Raw genomic sequence first — 26,291 nt, forward strand, 5'->3', positions numbered from 1 at the left:
AATCGTGTTTTTAGACTATCTATTACTAGGTGAAGCAGCTCATCCAGGCGTAAACTGGGGAGATATTCTTGCAACATTAGTAGTCTTTATCGTCCTAATGCTTCTTCTGAAAAAGTTTGCATGGGGTCCTTTGATGGGCATTATGCAACAACGTGAAGAGCAAGTTGCGGGTGATTTAGAGGCAGCTGAAAAAAGCCGCCAAGAAACGAAACAATTACTGGAAGAACAACGTAGCCTTCTTAAAGAAGCGCGTGTAGAAGCACAAGCGATTGTTGAAAATGCGAAGAAACAAGCAGATCTTCAAAAAGAAGAGATTGTTTCAGCAGCTCGCAATGAAGCTGTGCGTTTACAAGAATCTGCTAAACGTGATATCGAAACAGAAAAAGAAAAAGCCATTGCCGCATTGCGCGAAGAAGTGGTTTCGCTTTCTGTTCTTGCAGCTTCAAAAGTGCTTAATAAAGAAGTATCCGAAGAAGATAATCGTTCACTAATCGAAGAAACGATTGCGAAGGCAGGGGAAAATCGATGAGCCAATCGACTGCTAGCACTCGATATGCAAAAGCCTTATTTCAATTAGCTGTGGAACATAAATTGCTGAAAGAAGTAACAGAAGACTTACGTGAAGTGAAGATTGCCTTCAAAGAGAACGGCGAGCTTTTCCAATTGCTAGATTCACCACGTATTGGCGATGAGAAGAAGAAAGCAATCCTTTCTGAACTTTTTGCTTCTGTACAGCCAATTATTGTGAATGCGCTTAAATTGTTAGTTGATAAAAAACGCATTCATGAAGTGGTCAATGTAATTGATGCATTTATTGAACAAGCGAATGCTGCACAAGGCATTGCAGATGCGATTGTCTTCTCGACTCGTCCGCTTACAGAACAAGAAAAGAAACGCATTTCTGCCACATTCGCAGGATTGGTAGGAAAAAGTGCGCTCCATATTACAAACGAAATCGAGCCAGGCTTAATTGGTGGCATTCGAGTTCAAATCGGAAACCAGATTTACGATAATTCTGTTTCAACAAAGCTTACAGGCTTACAACGTAAATTGATCGGTTAATCCAATAAACATTAAAGAGGTGACAAACGTGGGCATCAAAGCTGAAGAAATCAGTGGACTTATAAAAAAACAGATGGAAAATTACCAATCTGAAATGCAAGTTAGCGAAGTGGGTACTATCATCACTGTTGGTGACGGTATCGCTCGTGCTCACGGCCTAGACAACGTCATGGCTGGAGAATTATTAGAATTCTCAACAGGTGTTCTTGGTATGGCACAAAACTTAGAAGAAAATAATGTCGGTATTGTTATTCTAGGACCAGCTAAAGGCATCAAAGAAGGCGATGAAGTACGTCGTACAGGTCGTATTATGGAAGTGCCAGTTGGTGAAGAACTAATTGGCCGTGTAGTAAACGCATTAGGTTTACCAGTGGATGGACTAGGTCCAATTCATACAACAAAAACTCGTCCAATCGAAAGCCCTGCTTTCGGCGTAATGGCACGTAAATCAGTTGATGAACCACTACAAACTGGTATTAAAGCGATTGACGCTTTAGTTCCAATCGGTCGTGGCCAACGTGAGTTAATCATCGGTGACCGCCAAACAGGTAAAACATCTGTTGCGATCGATACGATCTTAAACCAAGCTGACCAAAACATGACTTGTATCTATGTGGCAATCGGCCAAAAAGAATCTACAGTACGTAGCGTTGTTGAAACATTGCGCAAAAACGGAGCTTTAGATTACACAATCGTTATCACTGCTTCTGCATCATCTCCAGCTCCACTTTTATACCTAGCTCCTTATGCTGGTGTATCAATGGGTGAAGAGTTAATGCTCCAAGGTAAAGACGTACTTATCGTTTATGATGATCTGTCTAAACAAGCAGCAGCTTATCGTGAACTTTCATTACTATTGCGCCGTCCTCCAGGTCGTGAAGCTTACCCTGGTGACGTATTCTACTTACACAGTCGTTTACTTGAACGTGCTGCGAAATTAAACGAATCTTACGGCGGCGGTTCAATCACTGCGCTTCCATTCGTTGAAACACAAGCAGGCGATATCGGTGCATACATTCCAACAAACGTAATTTCTATCACTGATGGACAAATCTTCTTACAATCAGACTTGTTCAACTCTGGTGTACGCCCAGCGATCAACGCAGGTCTTTCTGTATCTCGTGTTGGTGGTTCTGCTCAAATTAAAGCGATGAAAAAAGTTGCAGGTACGCTACGTCTTGACTTAGCGGCATACCGTGAGCTTGAATCATTCGCTCAATTCGGTTCAGACCTTGATGCGGCTACAAAAGCTAAACTTGAACGTGGTCAACGTACAGTAGAAGTACTGAAACAAGATCTAAATAAACCAATCAAAGTTGAAAAACAAGTAGTTATTCTTTACGCATTAACTAAAGGATTCTTAGATGATATCCCTGTGCAAGATATTGTTCGTTTTGAACAAGAACTATATGCATGGTTAGATGCGAATGACGAAAAAGGCGCCGGCGTTTTAAATCAAATTCGCACAACAAAAGGCCTGCCATCTGACGAAGATATGGCATCAACTCTTAATGCATTCAAGAAAACTTTCGCTCCTTCAGCTGAGTAAGATTTTTTGATGCGGATTGATAAAATAAAACGGTAAGGTGGTGAAATACCAGTGGCATCATTACGCGAAGTAAAACAACGCATTAAATCTACAACGAGTACAAGTAAAATCACAAATGCCATGCAGCTTGTGTCTTCTTCTAAAATGGCGCGTGCCGAAGCGAATGCTAAAGCATATGTTCCATATATGAATAAAATACAAGATGTTGTTGCAGCGATTGCAGCAGGCACACCAGATGGCTCACATCCTATGTTAGTCTCTCGTCCGGTGAAGAAAACGGCTTACTTGATTATGGCTTCAGACCGTGGTCTTGCGGGTGCATACAATTCGAATGTTATTCGTACTGCACTAGACGCAATGAACCGTCATAACCATACAAAAGAAAACGTCGTGATCTTTGCTGTGGGCCGTGTTGTTCGTGATTTCTTTAGTAAACAAGGCTTCACTGTCGTAGGAGAAGAAATCGGTTTACCCGATCAACCTTCATTTGCGGATATTAAACAAATTGCTCGTAAAGCTGTTGGTATGTTCACAGACGGTACATATGATGAACTTTATATGTATTACAGTCACTTTATCAGTGCAATTGCCAACGAACCTACGGAGAAAAAAGTATTGCCAATTACGGATATAACTCCGTCAAGCGCTACAGGGGCAAGCTACGAATTCGAGCCATCAGGCGAAGCGATTCTAGAAGTATTGCTGCCTCAATATGCAGAAAGCTTGATTTACGGCGCGTTGCTAGACGGTAAAGCGAGTGAACATGCTGCACGTATGACAGCAATGAAGAGTGCTACAGATAACGCTCATGAATTAATCAATGACTTAACAATATTGTATAACCGTGCACGTCAAGCGGCGATTACACAAGAAATTACAGAAATCGTTGGCGGAGCTGCAGCCTTAGAATAGGCGAGCTTCCCCACTGCTGTAATAGTTCGATAGGAGGGAATACAAGTATGAACACAGGACACGTTCTTCAAGTAATGGGTCCAGTTGTCGATGTTCAATTCGACAACAACACATTGCCAGAAATAAACAATGCGCTAACTGTAGAAATCAAACGTCCAAATGAAGAAGCTGTAACGCTTACACTGGAAGTAGCTCTTCACTTAGGTGACAACGCTGTTCGTACAATTGCAATGTCATCTACAGATGGCTTGCAACGTGGCGCAGCCGTAACTGACAAAGGTGCTGCTATTTCAGTACCAGTTGGTGAAGCAACACTAGGTCGTGTATTCAACGTATTAGGTGAAACAATTGACTTAGACGCACCAATCACAGCAGATGTTCGCCGTGACCCAATCCACCGCGAAGCACCTACATTCGAAGAACTTTCAACAAATGTTGAAGTACTTGAAACAGGTATTAAAGTAGTTGACTTATTAGCTCCTTATATCAAAGGTGGTAAAGTCGGCCTATTCGGTGGTGCCGGTGTAGGCAAAACTGTACTAATCCAAGAATTAATCAACAACATCGCACAAGGACACGGTGGTATCTCCGTATTCTCTGGTGTAGGTGAACGTACTCGTGAAGGTAACGACCTTTACTACGAAATGAGCGATTCTGGCGTTATCAAGAAAACAGCAATGGTATTCGGACAAATGAATGAGCCACCTGGTGCACGTATGCGTGTAGCTTTGACTGGTCTTACAATGGCTGAATACTTCCGTGATGAAATGGGACAAGACGTTCTACTATTCATCGATAATATCTTCCGTTTCACTCAAGCGGGTTCTGAAGTATCTGCGCTTTTAGGCCGTATGCCATCTGCAGTAGGTTACCAACCAACTCTTGCGACTGAAATGGGTCGTTTGCAAGAACGTATCACATCTACAAATAAAGGTTCTGTAACATCTATCCAAGCTGTATATGTACCAGCCGATGACTATACTGACCCGGCTCCTGCTACAACATTCGCTCACTTAGATGCAACAACAAACCTTGAACGTAAATTATCTGAAATGGGTATCTACCCAGCGGTTGACCCACTTGCGTCAACATCACGTGCGCTTTCTCCTGAAATCGTAGGGAAAGAACACTATGATGTAGCTCGTCAAGTACAATCAACATTACAACGCTACAACGAATTGCAAGATATCATCGCAATCCTTGGTATGGACGAGTTGTCTGATGAGGATAAATTGATTGTTGGCCGCGCACGCCGAATTCAATTCTTCTTATCACAAAACTTCCACGTGGCAGAACAATTCACTGGCCAAAAAGGATCTTACGTACATGTAAAAGATACTGTACGCGGATTCAGAGAAATTCTAGATGGCAAGTACGATAAATTACCAGAAGATGCATTCCGACTTGTAGGTCCAATCGAAGAAGTAGTTGCGAAAGCAAAAGATATGGGCGTAGAACTTTAATACTAGGGACTTGGAGGAAAAAATATGAAGACAACTGTAGTCAACATTGTCACTCCTGACGGCCCAGTATACGATTCAGAAGTAAGCATGGTTATTGTGAAGACTGTAACTGGTGAAATGGGTATACTGCCTGGACATATTCCAACAGTAGCTCCTTTAGCAGTTAGTGCTGTTCGACTTAAAAAAGACAACAGTATGGATGTTGTAGCAGTAAGCGGTGGCTTTGTTGAGATTCGTCCTGATAAAGTGACAATCCTAACACCTTCTGCAGAAGTTGCTGATCAAATTGATATAGCACGTGCGAAGGAAGCTGTAAAACGTGCTGAAAGCCGACTTCAAAGCAAGCAAGATGACATTGATTTCAAACGTGCGGAATTATCTCTAAAACGCGCGATGAATCGTATCAACGTTAAAGAGGGTAACATCTAAGTAATAAAGTGAAACTTCAATTGGCTGGGTTTTCTTCATTCCTTGCTGATAGTAAGTATTCTATTCGGGTTTTTAGAGACAGCGATCTCCATCTGAACTTTTTGATGATGGAAAGTCTTACTGCCCTTTAAGCCGGATAAAATTAACTTTTTAAGCGAGCAGGATATTCTGCTCGCTTTTTTACAAGTATTAAGGAGGGATGTTATGAACACAATCACAACAATGGTTGGCCAAAATGCACTAATTAGCATATGTTCACATATTTTCTTTATTGCTATTACCTTTTATGCATTGCAAGCCTTTAGGGTGGAGAATATCTTTAAAAAAAATCATGTATTCCAAATACAGCTTGTTTTTATTTTATTGAGCATTGCCATTGGTGCAACTGTGTCAAATTTCTTTCTTGCGATTGCAGCATGGTCTAAACAATTGCCATATTTATTTAATTAAAGCTATTCTGTATGCAAAAGAAATAATGGCACAAACTGATTATACAAACATTCAATCCGGATGATGTATTATAATAGATGTATGCACTTATACAAATTTGATGCATCATACATTATTTCTTTTGCATAAAGCGTAACATTGCCTGGGAAATAAATTGTCGTAAGTTGTTTTATCCAAGAAAATGACGGGTACCTAAGTTGGGTGCAGAATTTTAGAAAATCTTTACACACTTCCAAAGTATTTTACGTAATATAGGAATACTATAGTTATTTATTCGTAGACTGCTAAAATAGTGTAAACGGTGCTTGTCTTTATCCAGAAAAAGCTGTATTATGTAATTTGCTTTGTTACTAATTATTTACAATGATGATTTAAAAAATGGATGAATTTGATGGACTGAAACATAAATATGGATATTTAGAATAAGTTCGGAGGGACATATTGTGGAGAAAATTGTTGTAAAAGGCGGTAAGGTGTTAAGCGGGAAAGTAAAAGTAGAAGGAGCAAAAAACGCTGTTCTACCAGTTCTAGCAGCATCGTTATTAGCATCTGAAGGAAAAAATATAATTAAAAACGTGCCGAACTTGGCCGATGTTTATACAATAGATGAAGTACTAAAAAGCTTAAATGTTCAATTATCTTTCTCAAGTGAGGAAAATATTGTTGAAATTGATGCTTCGGCACAATTATCATCTGAAGCTCAATTTGAGTTTGTACGCAAAATGCGTGCGTCTATTTTGGTGATGGGTCCGCTTCTTGCCCGCAATGGCTATGCGCGCGTAGCAATGCCTGGTGGCTGTGCAATCGGCTCTCGCCCAATTGATCAGCATTTAAAAGGCTTTGAACTAATGGGAGCTAAAATTTCTACTGGCCATGGCTATGTAGAAGCACACACAGAAGGCCGATTAAAAGGCGCTAAAATTTACTTGGATTTCCCAAGTGTTGGAGCGACAGAGAACATCTTGACAGCTGCAGCGCTAGCAGATGGTACGACAATTATCGAAAATGCTGCAAAAGAGCCGGAAATTGTCGATTTAGCGAATTTCATCAATGAAATGGGCGGTAAAGTAGTCGGCGCTGGTACGGATACAATCCGTATCGAAGGTGTTGAAACATTATATGGTACAATACATTCTATTATTCCTGACCGAATTGAAGCAGGCACATTCATGGTTGCAGCTGCAATTACTGGCGGAGATGTACACATTGAAAATGCAGTACCAGAGCATATGACAGCCTTAATTTCTAAAATGGTGGAAATGGGCGTCGAAATCGAGGAAGAAGGAGAAGGCTTGCGCGTCCGTGCAACACATCCATTAAAAGCAGTTGATGTGAAAACAATGCCACATCCAGGATTCCCTACTGATATGCAATCACAGCTTATGTCATTAATGCTTGTTGCAGAAGGTGCAAGTGTTATTACAGAAACTGTTTTTGAAAATCGTTTCATGCATGTAGAAGAATTCCGTCGTATGAACGCGAATGCTAAAATCGATGGCCGCTCTGTTATGATTGATGGACCTTGCAAATTGCAAGGTGCAGAAGTAGCAGCGACAGATTTGCGCGCAGCTGCAGCATTAATCCTAGCTGGCTTAGTAGCTGAAGGCATTACACGCGTGTCAGAACTGAAACACCTGGACAGAGGATATGTTAATTTCCATACAAAATTAGCGGCTCTAGGTGCTGATATCGAACGTATCTCTACAGAAGAAGTCTTTGCCAAAGAATTGCAAGTTAATTCATAAAAAACGAAAAAAACTCATTGCATGTATTGTATGCACTGAGTTTTTTTATTTTGGAGAAATTTCTATGTGTCCGTGAAAACACCTATTGGGTCGAATAAGAATCGGCTGGGTGTCCCAAAATGAAGAATAGAAATTCCCAACCAATCAAGCTGCCCAAGCACAAACAAACGCTTAACCCCTCTTTATGCATAATCAATAGAAACCATACATATAATTCACCATGAAAAAAATACACCTATATATCCTCATTTCAATCGTCGCATTGTTTTTGCTGCCAACTATTGTGATCAAACAAAAAGCCAAGGAGAAAGTACCAGTACAAACACACGTCGCACGGCCCTTAAAAAGTGGACAAGATGCTGTGAAAGAAAAAGATGGAAGCTGCCCGATTACTATTCAAATAGTGGGCCAAAAGGAGACGTACCCACTAGAAGAATATATAGTGGGAGTTGTGGCGGCAGAAATGCCCGCTTCTTTTGATTTGGAAGCTTTAAAGGCTCAGGCCATTGCTTCAAGGACATTTGCTTTAAAACGAACAAGCTTCGGCAAAAGTAAAATTGAACCGACTGTATCTGCCCAGGCTTATGCGAGTCCTTCACAGCGCAAAAAAGATTGGGGTGCCAATTACCAAAAGAATGAGAAAAAGATCCGCAAAGCTGTACAAGCAACAAAGGGACAAGTACTTACTTATAAAAAGGATCTTATTACAGCTATGTTTTTCTCGACTAGTAATGGGCAAACGGAGAGCGCCAAAAGCTACAGTGGACAAGTGGTTCCCTATCTGCAGTCCGTAACTGTGCCAACAAGCGAAAAAGAATCACCGCGTTTTCACACCAACTATACATTCACACTGATGCAATGGAATAACGCGTTCAATCAACAGTGGACCAAATCTCAAATCTACAATATAAAGATTGCACGGAATTCTTCAGGCAGAGTGAAGTATATAGCTTCAGGTACAAAAAAATGGACAGGCAGAGAAGTGAGAGAAAAATTGCAGCTTGCTTCATCTGATTTCACAGTTGCTTGGGATACTGACACGAAAAAGGTCAAAGTTCAAACAACAGGATATGGACATGGTGTAGGAATGAGCCAATACGGAGCAAAAGCTCTTGCAGAAAAGGGGGCGAGCTCGAGCGAAATATTGCATCATTTCTATCAACACGTAAAAATAGAAAAATTAAAAAAATCTTCTTCTCTATGTTTAAACTCTCAAGCTATTGACAAGAATAGCAAATGAGGTGATGAACATGAGAGAGGAAAATAAAAAACCTACTCCACAAAAGAAAAATGTAACAAAACAACGCTGGTTCTGGCCAGTTATTTATGCAAGCTTTGCAGTATTGCTTGTTGCCGGTGTTTGGGGCTACTCAGCATTAACCAATTCTTCAAAACCATTGACAGGCAGCAAGTTAACAGCAACAAATGGTGCAAAGTCACCAACTGTCGAAACAAATGCACAAACGGAATCTTTGCAGTATCCATTTAAAGAAGCACTTTTAAAAGACGCTAAAGTTGTACAGGACTATTACGATGTAGAAGCAAATGAAGAATCAAGAGCAGGCGCATTGCTTGTCTTTAACCAAACATTTACGACAAGCGATGGCATCTCTATTGCTGTCAACGGTGAAAGCTTTGATGTATTAGCAGCATTAAGCGGTAAAGTAGAAGAAGTGAAGAGTGATCCATTTATCGGGAATGAAATCACGATTTCACATTCGAATGGCATGACAACTGTTTATAGCTCTGTCTCAGATATCGCTGTTAAAAAAGGCGATAAAGTGGATCAAGGACAAGTTATCGGTAAAACAACTGATAATCAATATAACCCAGCTGCAGGAAATCATTTATACTTTGAAGTAATGCAAGAAGGCAAGCACATCAACCCAACAAGTTTACTTGCTTTTTAGAAAATTCAATTCACCCAAGTTCTAAGCATACGATTTTAAACATATGGTAAAGAAACGTTCGTACATTGTGGAAAGGAAGAGAATGTGCACGAACATATTCGCAACCGCTGTTTAAAACTCGGTTTTATGCTGAAGGAAACTAAGCAAACCGTAAGAGCCTTAGCACAAAAGACTGGTTACTCCAAAAGTACCATTCATAAGGATCTTACAGAAAGATTGATGCTGGTGAATGAAGAATTAGCGAAAGAAGTAAGCGAGATCTTAGCTTACCACAAATCCATCCGTCATATACGCGGTGGAGAGGCAACTCGGCAAAAATGGTTGACGCACCATGCCGATAATAAGACACCTTCGCAACAAGATTAGCGGGGGTGTTTTTTTATTTTGAACAGGTGGAAAACCCGCCAAAAAGCCCATAATATGGAGAAATAATAGATGTAATTGCGTATAGGCTATGCTAAAATATTCTAGATACATATATATATAAACGTGCGAAAGAACAGTTAGGAAAGGTGAAATTATGTTTTCGAGAGATATAGGAATCGATTTAGGTACGGCTAATGTGCTAATTCACTTAAAAGGGAAAGGTATCGTTTTGAACGAACCATCCGTTGTAGCTCTAGATCAAAAAACAAACGAAGTCTTGGCCGTTGGCGAAGAAGCACGCAAGATGGTCGGCCGTACGCCAGGAAATATTGTGGCGATCCGTCCTTTAAAAGATGGTGTCATTGCTGATTTTGATATGACAGAGTCTATGCTTCGCTACTTTATCAATAAACTGAATATCAAAGGATTTATGTCTAAACCTCGCATTCTTATTTGCTGTCCTACAAATATTACAAGTGTTGAACAAAAAGCGATTCGGGAAGCAGCAGAGAAATCTGGTGGACGCAACGTGTTTTTAGAAGAAGAACCAAAAGTTTCAGCAATTGGTGCAGGAATGGATATTTTTCAGCCAAGCGGCAATATGGTTATTGATATAGGCGGAGGCACTACGGATGTAGCAGTCTTGTCTATGGGTGACATCGTAACATCAGAATCTATCAAAGTAGCCGGGGATTTGTTTGACCATGATATCTTCCAATATATCAAGAAAAAATACAAACTCCTGATTGGTGAAAGAACAGCGGAGAATATTAAAATCACAATTGGTACAGTCTATCCTGAAGGACGTAATGAATCCATGGAGATTCGTGGCCGAGATTTGGTAACAGGTCTGCCAAGAACTTTAGAAGTCCATTCGCATGAAATTGAACAAGCTTTACAAGAATCCGTATCGCTTATCATACAATCAGCCAAAAATGTACTCGAAAAAACGCCTCCAGAGCTCTCAGCAGACATTATAGACCGTGGTGTAATGGTAACGGGCGGTGGAGCTCTACTTCACGGCTTAGACCGTTTATTGGCCGAAGAAATCAAAGTACCTGTCTTTATTGCTGAAAACCCTATGGACTGTGTAGCGATAGGTACAGGAATAATATTAGAAAATATTGACCGAACACCTAAACGTATGAAATAATTAGCCGAAATAAAAAAATGATAGAATCAATAAAAATATACTAAGTAAATTTAATTTATAATATAAAGATTCAACTACGATACTCATTGATGAACGATTACTATATACATTCCAGCTGGAAGGATGAATGAAATGTTTCGTGGATTTTACACGGTCGCTACCGGCATGATTGCAGAGCAGCGGCGCACTGAACTATTATCAAATAATATTGCCAATGCCAATACACCTGGGTTTAAAGCAGATCAATCAACTATCCGCGCGTTTCCGGATATGCTGATGTCAACCATTACAAAAAGTGGTCCTGCAAATCGCCAGAATGGCTATGAAGGCAGTTCCGTTAAACAAATTGGCGCGCTCGGTACAGGCACATACATGCAAGAAACGCTGCCTGACTATACGCAGGGCCAAATCACCGCGACAGATATGCCAACCGATGTAGCATTAGTAGACGGCAATCTCCCTGTAAACGAAGAAACGGGCACAAAGGGAGCGATATTTTACCGTTTGCAAAATGAAGCGGGTAATGAGGCATATACACGTAATGGCAGCTTTACTCTTGATGCTGCTGGCAATCTAGTAAACTCACAAGGTTTATTTGTCCTTTCAGATCAAGGTCAAAAGATTAATTTACAAAGTGATGACTTTCAAATTCGTGAGAATGGGGATGTTTATGAGCAAGGACGAAGAGTGGCTAAACTCGGAGTTGCCTATTCTGATGAACCGGATACACTAGCAAAACGTGATGCAGGGCTTTACTATACAAATAATGGTGATAATCTTCCTTCAGCTTATACAGTGAACGGTGTACAATTTTCAACGAAACAAGGCTATATTGAACGCTCCAATGTTGATTCAGCACGCACGATGACGGATATGATGACAGCCTATAGAGCATTTGAAGCAAACCAAAAGATTCTTCAAGCATATGACCGAAGCATGGATAAAGCAGTCAATGAAATCGGCAAAGTATAAGCATTGGCTTTGGAGGGATATTAAGTGATCAGAACAATGGTGTCTGCTGCCAATACAATGGGGCAATTACAGCAACAGTTGGATACAATCAGTAACAACATATCTAACAGCAATACGCATGGCTTTAAAGCGAAGGAAACAAAATTTGGCGAACTGCTATACCAACAGTTCGATAATGATGATAAAGATAAAGCACCACGGCAATCACAGCCCGGTATCCGCATAGGAGTCGGAGCAGGTCTTGCGCAAGCGCAAATTAATTCGAAACTCGGCACATTTCAACAAACTGGTCGAGCACTTGATTTTTCCTTGTCGAAAGAAAGACAATATTTTAATGTCTTGATGCCAGATGGCAACACTACTAAAACAGTCTACACAAGACAAGGAGATTTTTATCTCTCACCAACAGATAATGGGAATGTGATGCTTGTCAATAACGATGGCTATCCAATTGCTGATTCTAGAGGAAATGCGATTCAATTGCCGAACGGGGCAAAAGAATTCAGCGTAACAGCAGACGGGAATTTAAATGTTCAGTATAATAATAGAAGTGTTAAAATAGAGTTAGGTGTAACTCAAATTCAAAAGCCGGAGCTAATGGAACATATTTCAGGCACTTATATCGGCTTGCCTGAGAACTTCGGTGAATTTGGTGTTCAAGAAGCTTCAGTACTTCAAAATTTGCAAGGCGGAAACCGAAACCAAATCGCCATGCAAAATGGTGGCCTTGAAGCATCTAATGTAGATATTTCGAAAGAGATGTCCGATCTCATTAATACTCAGCGTTCATACCAATTTAACGCACGTACCATTACAATGGCTGATCAAATGATGGGGCTAGTAAATGGGATTCGATAAGTAGAGGAGAATTTTGTAATGGCAAATAATACAACAGAACAAAAAACTGAAAATCCAACTCGTGCCGCTAAAACTCGCAAAGAAGCGAAACAGCAAAAGCAAGCAGGTGTTGGAGAAAGAGACGGAAACTGGGTCACTAGAGGTATTTTTTCCATCGGCATCAGAATCCTAATTGTTGTTGTTTTACTAGCTATTGCAGTCATCGCCGGAGCTATGATTGGCTATGGCGTTATCGGTGATGGCAACCCATTTGGCGTTTTTAAACCGGAGACTTGGGAACATGTCTTTGATCTTATGAACGGCAAATAGGCAGTTGATTTATAGAGGAGGAAGAGCATTGCTAACTGCAGAACAAATCCAACAAATATTGCCGCACCGCTATCCATTTCTTTTAGTGGATCGGATTACAGAAGTAGAAGAAGGCAAACGTGCTGTCGGCATTAAAAATGTATCAATTAATGAGCCTTTCTTTAATGGGCATTTCCCAGGCTATCCTGTAATGCCTGGCGTACTTATTATTGAAGCAATGGCACAAGTAGGCGGCGTTGCCTTATTGAGTTCAGATGACTTTAAAGGTCGTCTAGCCTTCCTAACAGGTATAGACAACGCACGTTTTAAACGACAAGTAGTCCCTGGTGACCAGCTTCATATTGAAGTAGAATTCACAAGGATTCGCGGCACAATGGGAAAAGGCCATGCAAAAGCAACAGTGGATGGAGAGCTTGCTAGCGAAGCGGATATCCTATTTGCAATTGGGCCTGCAGCTCCAAAAGAATAAAGTCCTGCTTTTAAAAAGTTTTTTTAGTTGTAAGGATAGTTTTCCTCTTTCCGTTCATACTATTCTTGAATCGCACACAGCGTGTCGTGGTTTAAGATTATATGCTGGAAGGAGGATTTTAGTATGTGGAGAAAATCAGCAGGCGTTTTAATTTGTACTGCCATTCTATTGGTTGGGTGCAATAACAAAAAAGCAGTAGAAGATACACGTACGGAAACACCAATGGAGGACGTCAACCGTGATGTTAACACTGGCAATACAGATGACGGTGTTACAAATGACGGTGTAAACAACGGCGCTCAAAACGGCAGTACAACAACTGACATTGAGCAAGGCGTGAACAATGGCATGACTGGCGTTGAAGAAGGCGTCAATGATGTGACTGAAGGTGTTGAACAAGGAGTAAACGATGTATTGCCTGGCAACCAGCCTACACCTAATGATCATATGGTAACGGATGATGAAGCTACAAACGGCAATAATGTGCCTCATGATAAGGATGACAATAAATAGTATGGGTTAACACCCATAAGAAAAAGATGATTTCTGTTAAGAGATCATCTTTTTCGTATTTTTTACTTTAATTTTTTTCGATTATGTAAATCGGACTTGAACCGTTCAAGCAATGCATTGCCCGTTAAGCCTTCTTCTACAAGTTCAAGCAATAGCTGCTCAGCGTACTGCCTTCTGTTTGAATTTAGTGTACCTTTCAACAAGACAGATACATGGCCAGTATCGGGCATTTCCGTAATGTTATGGACAACAACGCGGAAGTAAGCAGGTTCATTGTCAGGATAAGAAATTACTGCACGGACGTCAAGGATGTCATCTGTCCCAAGATATTTAGCAAAATCGCCAGCATACTGAGCATCCATATACATCTCTAGAATCCAATACTTATGGCTATTTTCTTGATTGATAATAATCCCGTCTATGAGCGGGTATGACGTGAACTGATTTTCTTCTAACAACTCTAATGATAGCATTTTGAATGTCTTTATAATAATCACCGCCAATCTTTCAAAAGATATAGTATATGACACACCAACGTCAATTATGTTTGATGATTCAGAGAATTTTTACTCTAGCTTTACGTCTAGAGAAGATGACATTATTATAACATGAAAAAAAGCTAAAATAGATTTTTACGTATTTTCCTGCATGAGGAAAACAGCATACTGCTCCGTTTCTCCAGAAACAAAATTGAATATCGAATCAAAATATAGGTTGAATTTTGTTTTCGCTATTTTGCTAAAACGTAGCCACCTCCGTATGATAGGGATAACTTAAGCGGGAGGAGGTGAAGATGTGAATCAAGTTGCTCTTGTGGGGAGGATAACAAAAGATCCAGACTTGCGGCGATTAGGGGAAGGTAGGATGGCAACAAGCTTTACCATTGCGATAAATCGCAAGTTCAAAAATGCGAATGGTCAGGTTGAAGCTGACTTTGTATCTTGTGTTGTGTGGGGCAAGCTCGCTGCGAATGTTGTCAAGTATTGCGGAAAAGGTTCATTAATTGGGGTTGGTGGCCGGTTGCAATCAAGGTCTTATGACCGTGACGATGGTAAGCGAGTATATTTAACAGAAGTGGTAGCGGATGAAGTTCGTTTTATCGCATTGAAGAACCGCGAAGAACATACTCAAAAAGGAACTGGAGACCAGAGGGCAACAACTCAAAATAACATACCACAGGGCTTTGTATTACCGACAGAAGAAGTGGAAGGGTTGCCGATTGTATAATGCGGCAAAGGTTGTAATGATAGCTCCTATGGCAAGACCGCGCCAATGGGTTTGATGAATTGTTCTAAATAAAAAATTCAACCAAATGATCATCCACAGAACAATTCAAAAAAGGCTATTACAGGTACAGGGAAATTATGTGATGAAAGTAAAGCGTATTAAACAAATGTCTATGGGGAAGACAGCGGATGAAGTCATCGATTGTATGACTTTATCTGTACATAATAAAAAGGTTCTGCTGTAAATAGCAGAACCTTTTTTAATTTGGCTAAAAGTTAAATGACAATAAATCCTTGATCTCATCGTCGTTTAGTTCCGTAATCCATTGGCTGGATTGGATTAATTCTTCCGACAACGATTGCTTTTCGGTTAATAATGTATCAATTTTTTCCTCTACCGTCCCAGTCGTCATGAACTTATGTACATGGACAAATTGGGTTTGACCAATCCGGTACGCACGGTCTGTTGCTTGGTTTTCAACTGCTGGATTCCACCATCTGTCTGCATGGAGAACATGGTTAGCTGCAGTTAAATTCAGGCCTGTGCCCCCAGCCTTTAAGGACAAAATGAAAACGGGAAATTCGCCTTTTTGGAAAGACTCGACAAAATAATCACGCTGATTTTTTGGCATGCTACCTGTTAAAAATGGCGCATCTATATCATAGAGTTCTGTTAGACAATGCTGTATGAGCTGGCCCATTCCAATATATTGTGTAAAGATCAGGCATTGCTCACCATTGCCTGCAATATCGCCAGCCAGGGTAATAATACGATCCAGCTTCTCAGAGCGTTCCATCATTTCTTTGGCGTTCTCGAAAGGCTCCTTTAAATAAAGAGCAGGATGGTTACACAGCTGCTTCAACTTATTAAGCATCTTTAAGATAAGCCCTTTTCTTTCAAAGCCTGAGAGTGTCTCCAGTTTTTGCACCGTTTCTTGTATAAAGCTTTCATAAAGCACGGCCTGCTCCTCAGTCAGCGGGCAATATTCCCGTTGTTCCACTTTGTCAGGCAAATTGAGCATAAGGGCAGGATCCTGCTTGGTACGTCGCAGCAGGAACGGCTGGATTTTCTTACGTAAACGGTGTTTATGGACTTCTGAATCATCTCGCTCAATCGGCGCTATATATTCTTCCTGGAAGCGTGAAAAGCTGCCCAGATAACCTTTGTATATAAAATCAAAGATCGCCCATAGTTCAGATAATCGGTTTTCAACAGGTGTACCAGTCAATGCTATATGATGTTTTCCACGCAATTTTCGAATCGCCTTCGATTGTTTTGTATGCATGTTTTTAATATTTTGCGCTTCGTCTAGCGTAACATTTGACCACTCTATTTCTTCAAGCATTTCTACATCCTGGGTGATGGTACCGTAGGTTGATAACACAATTTGCGGTTTTTCACGCTGCAAATGGTCGTAAAATGTTTGGTCCTTCAAACGTGTTGGACCATAATGCATATATACCTTTAAGGTAGGTGCAAATCGTGCTAATTCTTTTTGCCAGTTGCCAAGCACAGAGGTTGGGCAAATAATCAGAGACGGTGACGCTTCTTTGTTTTCATCATAGATATGCAGTAAATAAGAAATAAGCTGTACGGTTTTCCCGAGACCCATATCATCAGCTAAGCAAGCACCAAATTGTTGGTCGTGCATAAAGGATAGCCATTCAAATCCTTCTTGTTGATAAGGACGTAATTCTGCATGTAGATTTTGAGAGATGGGAACTTGTGGCAGGCCTTTTTTATCCACAAGTTTCTTAACATACTCTTGCAGGGACTTTTGCATTTCGAATTGGAAGAACGGATCATCTGCTTCCTCTTCTTCTTCGTCGTCAAGCGGAATGGTTAGCTCTTCCGGCAACTCTTGGAACAAAAGATCTTTCACTGTCCAATTCTCCGATTCGGCTTTATCCATCAGCTTGCGAATCTCTTGCATCCACTGTGCATCGACGCGTACCCATTCTGTACCAGCTCTGATAAATTCACGATTATCATTCACCATCTGTTGGAAGTCTTCCATTGAAATCTCTTGGCCATTTAAAGATAGCTTCCAGTTAAATGTTAAGATTTCTTGCAGGCCGGCAGCTGATTTATAGTTTGATGCAGTATTCGCGGTTGCCCGCACTTTGAAGCGGGAGTCCTTCAGCTCTTTCAGCCATGCAGGCAGAACAATTTCAAAACCTAATGCTTGAAGCCTTGCGAAATCTGACCGCAAAAACTCTCGAACATCCGCATCTTTTAACCGAGATGAAAGGAACTTCTCAGAGTCAACGTCTTGCATATATGCTTGATCTCTCAACAGGTCGATCATTTGCTGTTGCAGCTGTTGAATGCCGATTGCATAGTTCTTCCACTTTTCAGGAAGAGCATTTTCAATTTTTAAGGTACGTTTTCGCACTGGTGGAGCCCAGTAATTCATACTTTTCTTGCCTCGAATGACGGTTTCAAGGTGCCATTCATCTTCGTTTTCTGCTGGCTCTCTTAGCCTCATGCCAACATAGATCTCATCCTCAACAGTTTTGGAATGGATAGGCCAACCGCCATTTCGGAAATAAGATAAAAGGGAAGGGATTTCTCCAATGGCAAGCCCCAATTCAACTAGCTTTTGGGCCAAGGCTGTATTCACTAATTGTGAAGCTTGTTCATTAATTGGCAATTGGAGGGCAAGCTGGTCTTCTTGCACTGATACATAATCCCAAAGATCCTCGCTATACCAATATTTTGACGCAGCAGAAGCTGCCTCTATCCTTTCGTTTGAAGCCTTATCTGCTCCTTCAATAGAAATAAAAGGATGCCTTTGCTGGGCTGAGAACAGCTCGATGAATTCCAGTGGTGTCACTGTAACCGTATCGTCTGTATGGACTGCTGTTAGTCCATAAAAGGATGCCTCGTATTGATAAAAAAGGAAAGATAGCCACTCATCAACATTCATAGGTGTGCCGTGCTCATCAAGCGATTGGATCGTGTAGGACTGGCCATTTTCAGTTTTGATTTCCACTAGCAAGGTTTTCAAAAATGATGCTGGCACTTTTGATTGTAATGTCATAGCTTGAGGTTTCCTTTCTCGATTTCTTCTTGCAATGCTCGCAGGCGCTTATATTGCTTTTTCGTTTGGTCGATGTATTGATTCCAAAACTCGTTCTTTCCGCTTTTTTTGGCAGCGGTCTTCATTTTTTTCCATACTTGTACTGCCTGTTTATAATGCTGACGGGATTTTTGGCCCAATTCATTCATCGCCAAAGAATGGTATAGCGGCAAAAGTACTTCCGGTTTTTGCTCTACGACTGTTTTGAGACCGCAATTTTCCAGATATCCGAGTGAGGAAGGAAAGCGGTGATGAAGCGCCGACCATTCAGTGAATCGACCGCGTTCAACTAAAAAGAGCGAATAGGGCTGCAACCCATAAGTACCAGCTGCTGCAAATAAAACTTCCGCTTCTTCGTCATTAAGATTGATATAAGAACATAGCCTATGGAAAGCCCCCACAAAGTTTGGGCGGTAACGAATTGAAATATGGTTATTTATAAAAGTATCTAAGTGAGGAAGCATTGTACGCAAAATCATTGAAAGTGCTTCATAATCGTTATTGTTTGCGGCAAATTGAGCCAAGTCGAGCCATAGTAGCAGGTCTTCCGAGTTCATCTTCGAAAGCTCACGACCTAGTTCCTCATAATTTTTCAGCATAATATAGAACATAGACTCTATGCTTTCAATACGAACATCATCCGCTACTTGCGTAGTTTGCCGGATTGTTTGTAGCTCATTCTCACGTCTCGCTTTTTCGTTAAACATTGATTCCCAGAAGTTCTTGTAAATCATTAAACGATGTCCAAAAAAGCCCTTTTCCTGCAAAGTAAATCGGCGAACCATCGCCTGAAGTGTATCGTAAAATGGATCTGTAGCAAAAAGGCGGGATTTTGAAGAAGTCGTCCGTATATGCTCCCTAATATTTTCCTTTTCATTATCGATAAAGCGAATGATATAGCCACCATAGGATTTATGGACATCTTCTAAGTGCTTCCATGTATGAATCACTAAAGCCATATGTGTGAAAAGCTTAAACAAACTTTGCCATTCGCGTTCGAGAGGTGTCTCACGAAAAACTTGGCGCTGCATATCTTGAAAAATACTCTCCAGCAAGTATGGAGTGAGCGATGTTTGACGAAATAAGTTGGCCTTATACACTCTTTCTACTAGAGCTAACCAAGATTCAGGCGACCGTTCATCTTTTAGGAGATGAAGCTGTGTAGATTTACTTCTGCGGAAGTTATCTAGCCAGTCTGATAAAGAGTCAATATATTGATACAGAACAAAAATGGCTGCCACTTTATGGCGGCACCATATTTCTCTTGGACAGTTGCATGATATGCGATCAGTATTCATGTTTAATTGAACTAGTGTTGGCATAGCGTCTTGAACCACAAATTGAATTGTATTTTGTGTTTCGCTAAACGTGTTGATTTTCACATAATTATGGCGCGCCAAAAAGGCTGCACGCCGTACTAATTCTTCATCCTCAGCATCGCTGGCATGAAGTTGTAAATCTATTTCGGCCATTTGATTGCGTATAAAGCCTTCATATCTGTTGGCCACTTCAGAAATATTCATATTCATAGTGATCGCTCCTGAAAAAACTTTCCTTTCATTATATCGCTATTTAAGGTCTGCCGTAAATGCCTTTGAACCGTTTCGCCAAAAGCCTTCATAATTGTGCAAATGAATTTAAAAACATTCAGAAAAGGCGACAAAGATTTTTGTGTCATGATTAAAGGTTACATGATATATTGTTAATAATCAGAATATTCCTTATAAGGAGGGGAATAGAATGTTGGAAGTGAAAAGAATGGAACCATTCTACACAAAGCGAGATGGCGCAAGGCTCAAAATGGTTTTTGCCTATCAATATTTCTCCATAATAAAGGACGAAGAAGTATTTCATTTCATCCCTATAGAAGGTAAGGAAATTGTGATTAATTTATCCACTTTGCGCATCGAGAACTTGTCAGAAGTCTTTGTATTTCAAAAAGGAAGCCGATTTCTTCGATTGCCCTTACATGAATTGATGTTGACATCGGATGTAAATAAACATTTGGAGTTAATATTAGATGATCTTGAACTAAAAAGAGATGAACAGCTGAGCGCCCCTTCAGAGATGGATTTGCTGATAAAAGAACTGGAAGACATTAATCGCTTGCAGTTGATTGACAAAGCACTAGCAGAGCGAGATGAAGAGTTATTCTATACTCTCGCAAAAGAGATCGCACCAATGGAGGACGCACAGGTTGAACAATAAGTTAAACAATTAAGAAGCACCTAATCTTTAAAGATTGGGTGCTTTTGCTATATAAAAAAATTATCTATTTTAATTAGGGGAACATTATCCAATTAAGAGAAGGATAAATAGCAAGATTAATAGTATGGCGAGGAAACAACAATAAACCCATATGACGGCATCCATAAAGTTGAAACCTAAACGTTTCCACAACCCTCTCATCCCAATCCCTCCGTCTTCACACTGCCTTACTCATAGATATGAAGAGTTAAGACCTTTTGTGACTAATGACAGAAAGGGTCGATGGTATAGTGGTGTATATGCATTGGTGTAAAACACAGAATAAAAGAAGTTAAAAATAAAATTGAGTGAAGGACAATGGAGGAAATCATCAGACGGCAGGTATATGGAGTCAGTAACTGAACACAACCGGAGTATAGGTAAGCGGTTACGGAGTTACTGAATCTCCATCAGGGATTCTTCATCAAACAACATATCCCTGCCCTGTGAGTTGGATAAGACTTTCCGAAGCACACGATGATGAATTTCTTCCTCAAGAATGCGGATGAATTCAGGGTTCAAATTGTTTCTTTTGGCATCTTTATATGCTTGAACCAATAATTTGTCTGATAACGTATCCATAAACTTCCCTCCTTCTTTTTTTGAAAGTACTGGTTCTATATGGTCAAACGAAAGAATATTATTGTAGGTTGCTTGGGTGTACACCTAATTTAACAAATCGCTTCCAGCAAAACAATATGCCCTTTATCCACAAGAAATAGTGGATAAGATGTGATTAAACTGTGTGGAAAAATAGTAAACCAGTTGACTATGAGTGTGGACATTGTGCATAAACTTATCCACAGAAGACAGAAATATCGAAATTTGTCGAAAACTTTTTTATGAATAATAGTTCTATTATAAAGATTAGGTTAGTTTATAACTATTTTGGTTCAATTTACAAAGACATGGAAGTACAAAAAAAAATTTCCACCATCTTAATAAATATCCAAATAAACAAATACTAAACCTTTTATAAAAAAATTTTCCAATTAATTTTTAAAAATATATAATTATGGAGCAGAGCTATCCTTTATCTCTTACTCACCGAACTTACGTTTCATTATAACAAAGAACAAAGGTTCGATTCAATAGACATTGCATTGTTTTTATCTTTTGAGAGGCAGTATAAAGAAGATTTTGTATAACTAAGATGAAAAGAGCGAACCCTATCCTAATCTATACGTCATGTAAGAATGATCAAGCAATTTAGCGCTATTTGGCGCTAGTAGAACATACAATGAAAATATGCTACAATTAGTGCCAATACGACAAGGTAATAATGTAGCATAATGCATACCGGCTAGTGCCGGAATTTCAAATAAGAAGAGGTGCTATACAAATGATTTATGCTGGAATACTAGCAGGCGGAAAAGGCACGCGAATGGGCAATGTGCCAATGCCAAAGCAATTTTTACACTTAAATGAAAAACCAATCATTATCCACACAATTGAGAAGTTTATACTAAATAAAAAAATCGATACTATTATCGTTGCAACTCCAAAAGAGTGGATACGTCACACTACCGATACATTAGTGAAATACGGTCTAACAATGCCAAACATTAAAGTAATCGAAGGCGGCACTGATCGTAACGATACCATCATGAACATCATTTCATATATTGAAAGCGTTTCTCCGGTCAGCGATGAAGATATCATCATTACACATGATGCGGTAAGACCTTTCTTGACGCACCGCATTATTGAACAAAATATTGAAGAGGGCTTAAAGAATGATGCTGTGGATACTGTTATCAGTGCGATTGATACAATTGTAGAATCAACAGACGGCGAATATATCTCGTCTATTCCAATCAGATCACATATGTATCAAGGGCAAACCCCACAAACCTTTAAAATTAATAAATTAAAGCAAATTTATAGTATGCTTAGCGAAGAAGAGAAAGAAATCCTTACAGATGCGTGTAAAATATTTGCCATCAAGGGTCTTCAAGTGAAATTAGTGCGCGGTGAAACATTTAATATCAAAGTGACAACTCCGTACGATTTAAGTGTTTCCAACGCAATATTGAAAGGAAGTATGGATAAGTGATTAACCAAATTTATCGCCTCGTATCACCAAGACAAATTGAAGTCACTTATAAAGACAGCTCTATAACAGCGGAAAAAGTGGTTGTACGCCCTACACATCTTTCTATTTGTGCGGCGGACCAACGCTATTACACAGGAACGCGCGGCGAAGAAGCAATGAAGAAAAAGCTTCCGATGGCTCTTATTCATGAGGGTGTTGGTGAAATCGCTTATGACCCGCAAGATGAATTCCCTGTAGGCACAAAGGTTGTTATGGTACCGAACAAGCCTACAGAAGAAGATCCTTATATTAGAGAAAATTATTTGACTACAAGCCACTTCAGATCAAGCGGCTATGATGGATTTATGCAGGATTATGTATTTATTCGCCGCGACCGTTTAATTGTATTGCCGCAAGATATTGATATGAATGTTGCTGCCTATACAGAACTTGTTTCTGTTGCTGTGCATGCTATCACTCGTTTCGAAGAAAAATCCATTAAACGCCGTAGTTCATTCGGCGTTTGGGGAGACGGCAATCTAGGTTTTATTACATCTTTATTCTTAAAAACGCTATATCCTGATTGTAAAGTGACGATCTTTGGGAAAACAGATTACAAATTAAATCAATTCTCATTCTGTGATGAAGCGATTTACATTAATGATATCCCAGAAGGCTATGAAATTGATCATGCCTTCGAATGTGCTGGAGGCAAGGGAAGCCAATATGCAATTGACCAAATCATTGATGTCATCAAACCAGAAGGCTCTATTGCATTGCTTGGCGTTAGTGAATATCCAGTAGAAATCAATACGCGCATGGTACTGGAAAAAGGATTAACACTTATCGGTAGCAGCCGAAGCGGTGTGGCCGACTTCCAACGTACAGTGGATATCTATAAAGAACATCCAGAAATCGTTGAATATCTAGCTACTTTAATTGGACAAGTCTTCCACGTGACATCTGTACAAGATGCGCTTAGTGCATTTGAATCAGACCTTTCTAATTCATGGGGCAAAACCATCATGAACTGGAAAATCTAAAAATGGGCATTGGAAGAACCATTCAATACAAAATATTAGCGCTTTACAGGCTGATCTATCGGTGCTGTTATCGTCTGGCATGCATGGGGAAGCCTGTAAAGTCTAATAAGGTTGTTATTCCTTTATATCGCCAAGACGAGCTTGAAGGCAACTTGAAGGCAGTATATGAAGAAATGAAAAAGACTCACCCAGAGCTGCAATTTCATATTATTAAGCCGAACAACAAGATTAGTGTAAAGTTGTTTAAGGAAATCAATATGATTGCAGATGCCAAAATTATCTTGTTGGATGATTATTACTTGCCGGTTTATTTAATCAATCCTCGAAAAGAAACAGATATAGTGCAACTTTGGCATGCAGCAGGCGCTTTTAAGAAATTTGGCTATAGTACGATCAACACAAAATTTGGTCCAAGTAGCAGTTATTTAGACGTTGTGCCAATCCATTCGCATTATACCCATGTATTCGTATCTTCTGAAAACATGATTCCGTATTATGCAGAAGCATTTCATATGCAGAGAGATCGTATTTTTCCATTTGGCGTGCCGCGCATTGATTACTTTAGCGATCAAGCGTTTGTAGAAAAGACGCGAGATCAGATATTAAAGACCTTGTCTGAAAAACAGCGAGGGATGGTTAAAATACTGATTGCTCCTACATACCGCGCTGGAAGCAGCTCAAAGGAATCTGATCTCGATATCGTAGAAGAGTTGATCAAGACAGCCGGACATCTTGACAAGGACAAGCTAATTGTCTTTGTAGGTCATCCGTATATTGACCATAGTCATTTCGAGGCGCTTCAAAAAACGAGCAACATCATCGTTGACGGGCAGTTTTCTACAAATGATTGGATGCTTGTGGCAGATGCTTTCATCACTGATTATTCTTCGGCCATATTTGAATTTGCGCTATTCCACAAGCCATTAGCGCATTATGTACCAGACTTAGAAGCTTATACAAAAAATCGCGGGTTATATAATGACCTTCATAACATTTCAGACGGTGCTATTTTGAGAAGCAGGTCAGCACTGATCGATTGGATTAACAGTCGGCATACAGGCGATTCATATGATACCTCTCGCATGGTAGAATATAATTTTTCCCAAACCTCACATATCGCAAAGAGCATTGTTGAGCAATTGTTTAAATAAGCAGCAGACGAACATTTTCTTGTTTGTCTGCTTTTTTTATGGATTTAGGAGAATTTTCCGTCTTTTATACATATAATTGTTCAACTATTCCGAATTGAACACTATAATGGAATGATAGAGAAATAGGGAAAGAGGGAATTACTATGCCATTATCATTGAATCCACAAATCCATCGAATCGGTTTGCCCGGAATTCGAAAGTTTTCCAACCTTCTAGTAAACTTTCCAAATGCCATTAATTTAACCATAGGCCAACCTGATTTTGCACCACCGGAGGCTGTAAAAAGAGCTGGTATCTATGCACTCGAAAATAATTTAACTACTTATTCCGTGAATGCTGGGTTAGTAGAACTTCGGAAAGCAGTCTCTACATTTTTAGCTGATAAATACCAATGCCAGTATGATGCAAATACTGAAATCCTTGTGACGAATGGGGCTTCCCAGGCAATTGATTCAGTGCTCCGTACGATTTTACAGGAAGGCGATGAGGTTATTTTGCCTGCTCCTATTTATGCAGGCTATGAGCCAGTTATCTCGTACTGCGGTGCAAAAACGGTTTATTTGGATACGACAGACACCGGTTTTCAACCATCTGCGACCAAACTAAAAGAGCTCATTACCCCTAAGACTAAAGCGGTGATCTTTAATTTCCCATCGAACCCAACAGGTGCCACGATTACACCCGATCAAATGGATGCATTGGCAGAAGTGCTAAAAGAAGAGGACATCTACATTGTATCTGATGAAATTTATAGCGAAAATACATTTAGCGGGGAACACCGTTCATTTGGCTATTATCCCGAACTAAAAGATCGCCTTTTTCTTATTCATGGTCTATCTAAGTCCCATGCTATGACGGGTTTCCGTATCGGGTTCCTGCTTGCCGATGCTCCACTTATTCAAGAAGTAGTGAAAGTGCATTCCTTCAATGCTATCTGTGCCTCTGTACCCAGTCAATATGCAGCCATTGAAGCACTGACAAACTGCAGGGATACGCCTGCAATTATGAATGAAAGCTATATACGACGTAGAGATTATGTATACAAAAGGTTAAAGGCAATGGAAATTGATGTACAGCTGCCAACTGGTGCATTCTATATCTTCCCATCCATCAAAAAATTCGGCCTTACTTCTGAAGAATTTGCTGTACGTTTGCTGAAGGAAGCCGGTGTCGGTACCATCCCAGGTTCTGTCTTTACTCCATATGGAGAAGGCTACCTCCGCATTACATACGCCTATTCAGATCAAGAATTGGAGGAAGGCATGAATCGTCTTGAACGTTTCATACAAACACTCTAATGATATGCGCTTATAATCAAAACTAGATAAGACAATTATGAAGGACAT

At 40.0% G+C, this 26,291-nt stretch carries 27 protein-coding genes; 23 read left to right on the forward strand and 4 right to left on the reverse strand.

The features are described from left to right. Positions 1-4 precede the first annotated feature (4 nt). The 17 genes from atpF to F0527_RS01050 all read left to right on the forward strand — a co-directional run bounded on the left by atpF (position 5) and on the right by F0527_RS01050 (position 14,160). The gene (atpF, locus tag F0527_RS00970; protein WP_147195405.1) at positions 5-529 is read left to right on the forward strand and encodes a F0F1 ATP synthase subunit B; all 525 of its coding nucleotides are present in this window, start codon (positions 5-7) and stop codon (positions 527-529) included. After that, positions 526-1,062: a F0F1 ATP synthase subunit delta gene (locus tag F0527_RS00975; RefSeq protein ID WP_150283465.1), complete on the forward strand. Its 537-nt coding sequence runs from the start codon at positions 526-528 to the stop codon at positions 1,060-1,062. Before atpF ends, F0527_RS00975 begins: the two co-directional genes overlap by 4 nt. Positions 1,063-1,090: 28 nt before the next feature. After that, positions 1,091-2,611 (forward strand): F0F1 ATP synthase subunit alpha, encoded by a 1,521-nt coding sequence (atpA, locus tag F0527_RS00980; protein ID WP_066791749.1) that lies wholly within the window; start codon positions 1,091-1,093, stop codon positions 2,609-2,611. Between the two features lie 51 nt (positions 2,612-2,662). Then, positions 2,663-3,523, forward strand: a complete 861-nt coding sequence (atpG, locus tag F0527_RS00985; protein ID WP_150283466.1) for an ATP synthase F1 subunit gamma — start codon at positions 2,663-2,665, stop codon at positions 3,521-3,523. Positions 3,524-3,570: 47 nt separating this feature from the next. Continuing rightward, the gene (atpD, locus tag F0527_RS00990) at positions 3,571-4,986 is read left to right on the forward strand and encodes a F0F1 ATP synthase subunit beta (protein WP_066791751.1); all 1,416 of its coding nucleotides are present in this window, start codon (positions 3,571-3,573) and stop codon (positions 4,984-4,986) included. Between the two features lie 24 nt (positions 4,987-5,010). Continuing rightward, positions 5,011-5,415 carry a F0F1 ATP synthase subunit epsilon gene (locus tag F0527_RS00995; RefSeq protein ID WP_066791752.1) on the forward strand — a complete coding sequence of 135 codons (405 nt, stop codon included), beginning with the start codon at positions 5,011-5,013 and terminating at the stop codon, positions 5,413-5,415. Positions 5,416-5,619: 204 nt separating this feature from the next. Next, on the forward strand, positions 5,620-5,865 hold the full coding sequence (locus F0527_RS01000; protein WP_066791753.1) for a DUF1146 family protein: 246 nt from the start codon (positions 5,620-5,622) through the stop codon (positions 5,863-5,865). A gap of 443 nt (positions 5,866-6,308) precedes the next feature. Beyond that, the gene (murA, locus tag F0527_RS01005; RefSeq protein ID WP_147195397.1) at positions 6,309-7,610 is read left to right on the forward strand and encodes a UDP-N-acetylglucosamine 1-carboxyvinyltransferase; all 1,302 of its coding nucleotides are present in this window, start codon (positions 6,309-6,311) and stop codon (positions 7,608-7,610) included. Positions 7,611-7,830: 220 nt separating this feature from the next. Continuing rightward, entirely contained in the window at positions 7,831-8,850 is a 1,020-nt protein-coding gene (gene spoIID, locus F0527_RS01010) for a stage II sporulation protein D (RefSeq protein ID WP_150283467.1), read from the forward strand. A gap of 10 nt (positions 8,851-8,860) precedes the next feature. Next, entirely contained in the window at positions 8,861-9,520 is a 660-nt protein-coding gene (locus tag F0527_RS01015) for a M23 family metallopeptidase (protein ID WP_150283468.1), read from the forward strand. An 84-nt stretch (positions 9,521-9,604) separates the two neighbouring features. Then, a complete protein-coding gene (locus F0527_RS01020; RefSeq protein WP_066791757.1) occupies positions 9,605-9,886 on the forward strand; it encodes a sporulation transcriptional regulator SpoIIID in 282 nt (93 codons plus the stop codon). A 154-nt stretch (positions 9,887-10,040) separates the two neighbouring features. Then, a complete protein-coding gene (gene mreB, locus F0527_RS01025; RefSeq protein WP_150283469.1) occupies positions 10,041-11,039 on the forward strand; it encodes a rod shape-determining protein in 999 nt (332 codons plus the stop codon). A 132-nt stretch (positions 11,040-11,171) separates the two neighbouring features. Continuing rightward, the gene (locus tag F0527_RS01030; RefSeq protein ID WP_066791759.1) at positions 11,172-12,011 is read left to right on the forward strand and encodes a flagellar hook-basal body protein; all 840 of its coding nucleotides are present in this window, start codon (positions 11,172-11,174) and stop codon (positions 12,009-12,011) included. Between the two features lie 24 nt (positions 12,012-12,035). Next, the gene (locus F0527_RS01035) at positions 12,036-12,869 is read left to right on the forward strand and encodes a flagellar hook-basal body protein (protein ID WP_150283470.1); all 834 of its coding nucleotides are present in this window, start codon (positions 12,036-12,038) and stop codon (positions 12,867-12,869) included. Between the two features lie 18 nt (positions 12,870-12,887). Then, positions 12,888-13,178, forward strand: a complete 291-nt coding sequence (locus F0527_RS01040; protein WP_150283471.1) for a DNA-directed RNA polymerase subunit beta — start codon at positions 12,888-12,890, stop codon at positions 13,176-13,178. A gap of 28 nt (positions 13,179-13,206) precedes the next feature. Next, a complete protein-coding gene (gene fabZ / locus F0527_RS01045) occupies positions 13,207-13,647 on the forward strand; it encodes a 3-hydroxyacyl-ACP dehydratase FabZ (protein WP_066791762.1) in 441 nt (146 codons plus the stop codon). Positions 13,648-13,770: 123 nt separating this feature from the next. Further along, positions 13,771-14,160, forward strand: coding sequence for a hypothetical protein (locus F0527_RS01050; RefSeq protein WP_150283472.1), 390 nt, complete (start codon positions 13,771-13,773; stop codon positions 14,158-14,160). Positions 14,161-14,222: 62 nt separating this feature from the next. Here the strand turns inward: F0527_RS01050 and F0527_RS01055 are convergent, their stop codons facing one another. Beyond that, positions 14,223-14,657 carry a YwpF family protein gene (locus F0527_RS01055; RefSeq protein ID WP_335340637.1) on the reverse strand — a complete coding sequence of 145 codons (435 nt, stop codon included), beginning with the start codon at positions 14,655-14,657 and terminating at the stop codon, positions 14,223-14,225. A 298-nt stretch (positions 14,658-14,955) separates the two neighbouring features. Here F0527_RS01055 and F0527_RS01060 point away from each other — a divergent pair, with 298 nt between their 5' ends. Beyond that, positions 14,956-15,387, forward strand: coding sequence for a single-stranded DNA-binding protein (locus F0527_RS01060; RefSeq protein ID WP_150283473.1), 432 nt, complete (start codon positions 14,956-14,958; stop codon positions 15,385-15,387). Between the two features lie 268 nt (positions 15,388-15,655). Here the strand turns inward: F0527_RS01060 and F0527_RS01065 are convergent, their stop codons facing one another. Next, the gene (locus F0527_RS01065; protein ID WP_150283474.1) at positions 15,656-18,430 is read right to left on the reverse strand and encodes a DEAD/DEAH box helicase; all 2,775 of its coding nucleotides are present in this window, start codon (positions 18,428-18,430) and stop codon (positions 15,656-15,658) included. After that, positions 18,427-19,998 carry an SWIM zinc finger family protein gene (locus F0527_RS01070; protein WP_150283475.1) on the reverse strand — a complete coding sequence of 524 codons (1,572 nt, stop codon included), beginning with the start codon at positions 19,996-19,998 and terminating at the stop codon, positions 18,427-18,429. Before F0527_RS01070 ends, F0527_RS01065 begins: the two co-directional genes overlap by 4 nt. A 211-nt stretch (positions 19,999-20,209) precedes the next feature. Here F0527_RS01070 and F0527_RS01075 point away from each other — a divergent pair, with 211 nt between their 5' ends. Then, positions 20,210-20,677 (forward strand): IDEAL domain-containing protein, encoded by a 468-nt coding sequence (locus tag F0527_RS01075; RefSeq protein WP_066791767.1) that lies wholly within the window; start codon positions 20,210-20,212, stop codon positions 20,675-20,677. A gap of 435 nt (positions 20,678-21,112) precedes the next feature. Here the strand turns inward: F0527_RS01075 and sda are convergent, their stop codons facing one another. Continuing rightward, complete coding sequence (sda, locus tag F0527_RS17370; protein WP_066791768.1) at positions 21,113-21,298, reverse strand: sporulation histidine kinase inhibitor Sda; 186 nt, start codon at positions 21,296-21,298, stop codon at positions 21,113-21,115. Positions 21,299-22,058: 760 nt separating this feature from the next. On the opposite strand from sda, the gene F0527_RS01085 reads away from it, so the two are divergent. The 4 genes from F0527_RS01085 to F0527_RS01100 all read left to right on the forward strand — a co-directional run bounded on the left by F0527_RS01085 (position 22,059) and on the right by F0527_RS01100 (position 26,243). Further along, positions 22,059-22,772, forward strand: coding sequence for an IspD/TarI family cytidylyltransferase (locus F0527_RS01085; RefSeq protein ID WP_066791769.1), 714 nt, complete (start codon positions 22,059-22,061; stop codon positions 22,770-22,772). Further along, positions 22,769-23,794, forward strand: coding sequence for a ribitol-5-phosphate dehydrogenase (locus F0527_RS01090; protein WP_147195379.1), 1,026 nt, complete (start codon positions 22,769-22,771; stop codon positions 23,792-23,794). Before F0527_RS01085 ends, F0527_RS01090 begins: the two co-directional genes overlap by 4 nt. Positions 23,795-23,796: 2 nt before the next feature. Then, complete coding sequence (locus F0527_RS01095; RefSeq protein WP_223823502.1) at positions 23,797-24,945, forward strand: CDP-glycerol glycerophosphotransferase family protein; 1,149 nt, start codon at positions 23,797-23,799, stop codon at positions 24,943-24,945. A gap of 143 nt (positions 24,946-25,088) precedes the next feature. Then, a complete protein-coding gene (locus F0527_RS01100; RefSeq protein ID WP_150283476.1) occupies positions 25,089-26,243 on the forward strand; it encodes an aminotransferase class I/II-fold pyridoxal phosphate-dependent enzyme in 1,155 nt (384 codons plus the stop codon). The last annotated feature ends 48 nt before the right edge of the window (positions 26,244-26,291 follow it).

This window comes from Rummeliibacillus sp. TYF-LIM-RU47 (assembly GCF_008638315.1).
GTDB lineage: Bacteria > Bacillota > Bacilli > Bacillales_A > Planococcaceae > Rummeliibacillus > Rummeliibacillus stabekisii.

What these genes read in the sequence shown, in the direction of transcription:
- F0527_RS01070 (WP_150283475.1), bottom strand. Translation starts at nt 19,998, where the DNA reads ATGAATATGAATATTTCTGAAGTGGCCAACAGATATGAAGGCTTTATA.
- mreB (WP_150283469.1), top strand. Translation starts at nt 10,041, where the DNA reads ATGTTTTCGAGAGATATAGGAATCGATTTAGGTACGGCTAATGTGCTA.
- spoIID (WP_150283467.1), top strand. Translation starts at nt 7,831, where the DNA reads ATGAAAAAAATACACCTATATATCCTCATTTCAATCGTCGCATTGTTT.
- F0527_RS01040 (WP_150283471.1), top strand. Translation starts at nt 12,888, where the DNA reads ATGGCAAATAATACAACAGAACAAAAAACTGAAAATCCAACTCGTGCC.
- F0527_RS01095 (WP_223823502.1), top strand. Translation starts at nt 23,797, where the DNA reads ATGGGCATTGGAAGAACCATTCAATACAAAATATTAGCGCTTTACAGG.
- F0527_RS01075 (WP_066791767.1), top strand. Translation starts at nt 20,210, where the DNA reads ATGTTGGAAGTGAAAAGAATGGAACCATTCTACACAAAGCGAGATGGC.
- F0527_RS01000 (WP_066791753.1), top strand. Translation starts at nt 5,620, where the DNA reads ATGAACACAATCACAACAATGGTTGGCCAAAATGCACTAATTAGCATA.
- F0527_RS00975 (WP_150283465.1), top strand. Translation starts at nt 526, where the DNA reads ATGAGCCAATCGACTGCTAGCACTCGATATGCAAAAGCCTTATTTCAA.
- F0527_RS01085 (WP_066791769.1), top strand. Translation starts at nt 22,059, where the DNA reads ATGATTTATGCTGGAATACTAGCAGGCGGAAAAGGCACGCGAATGGGC.
- F0527_RS01050 (WP_150283472.1), top strand. Translation starts at nt 13,771, where the DNA reads ATGTGGAGAAAATCAGCAGGCGTTTTAATTTGTACTGCCATTCTATTG.
- F0527_RS01065 (WP_150283474.1), bottom strand. Translation starts at nt 18,430, where the DNA reads ATGACATTACAATCAAAAGTGCCAGCATCATTTTTGAAAACCTTGCTA.
- F0527_RS00995 (WP_066791752.1), top strand. Translation starts at nt 5,011, where the DNA reads ATGAAGACAACTGTAGTCAACATTGTCACTCCTGACGGCCCAGTATAC.
- F0527_RS01030 (WP_066791759.1), top strand. Translation starts at nt 11,172, where the DNA reads ATGTTTCGTGGATTTTACACGGTCGCTACCGGCATGATTGCAGAGCAG.
- F0527_RS01100 (WP_150283476.1), top strand. Translation starts at nt 25,089, where the DNA reads ATGCCATTATCATTGAATCCACAAATCCATCGAATCGGTTTGCCCGGA.
- F0527_RS01015 (WP_150283468.1), top strand. Translation starts at nt 8,861, where the DNA reads ATGAGAGAGGAAAATAAAAAACCTACTCCACAAAAGAAAAATGTAACA.
- atpD (WP_066791751.1), top strand. Translation starts at nt 3,571, where the DNA reads ATGAACACAGGACACGTTCTTCAAGTAATGGGTCCAGTTGTCGATGTT.
- sda (WP_066791768.1), bottom strand. Translation starts at nt 21,298, where the DNA reads ATGGATACGTTATCAGACAAATTATTGGTTCAAGCATATAAAGATGCC.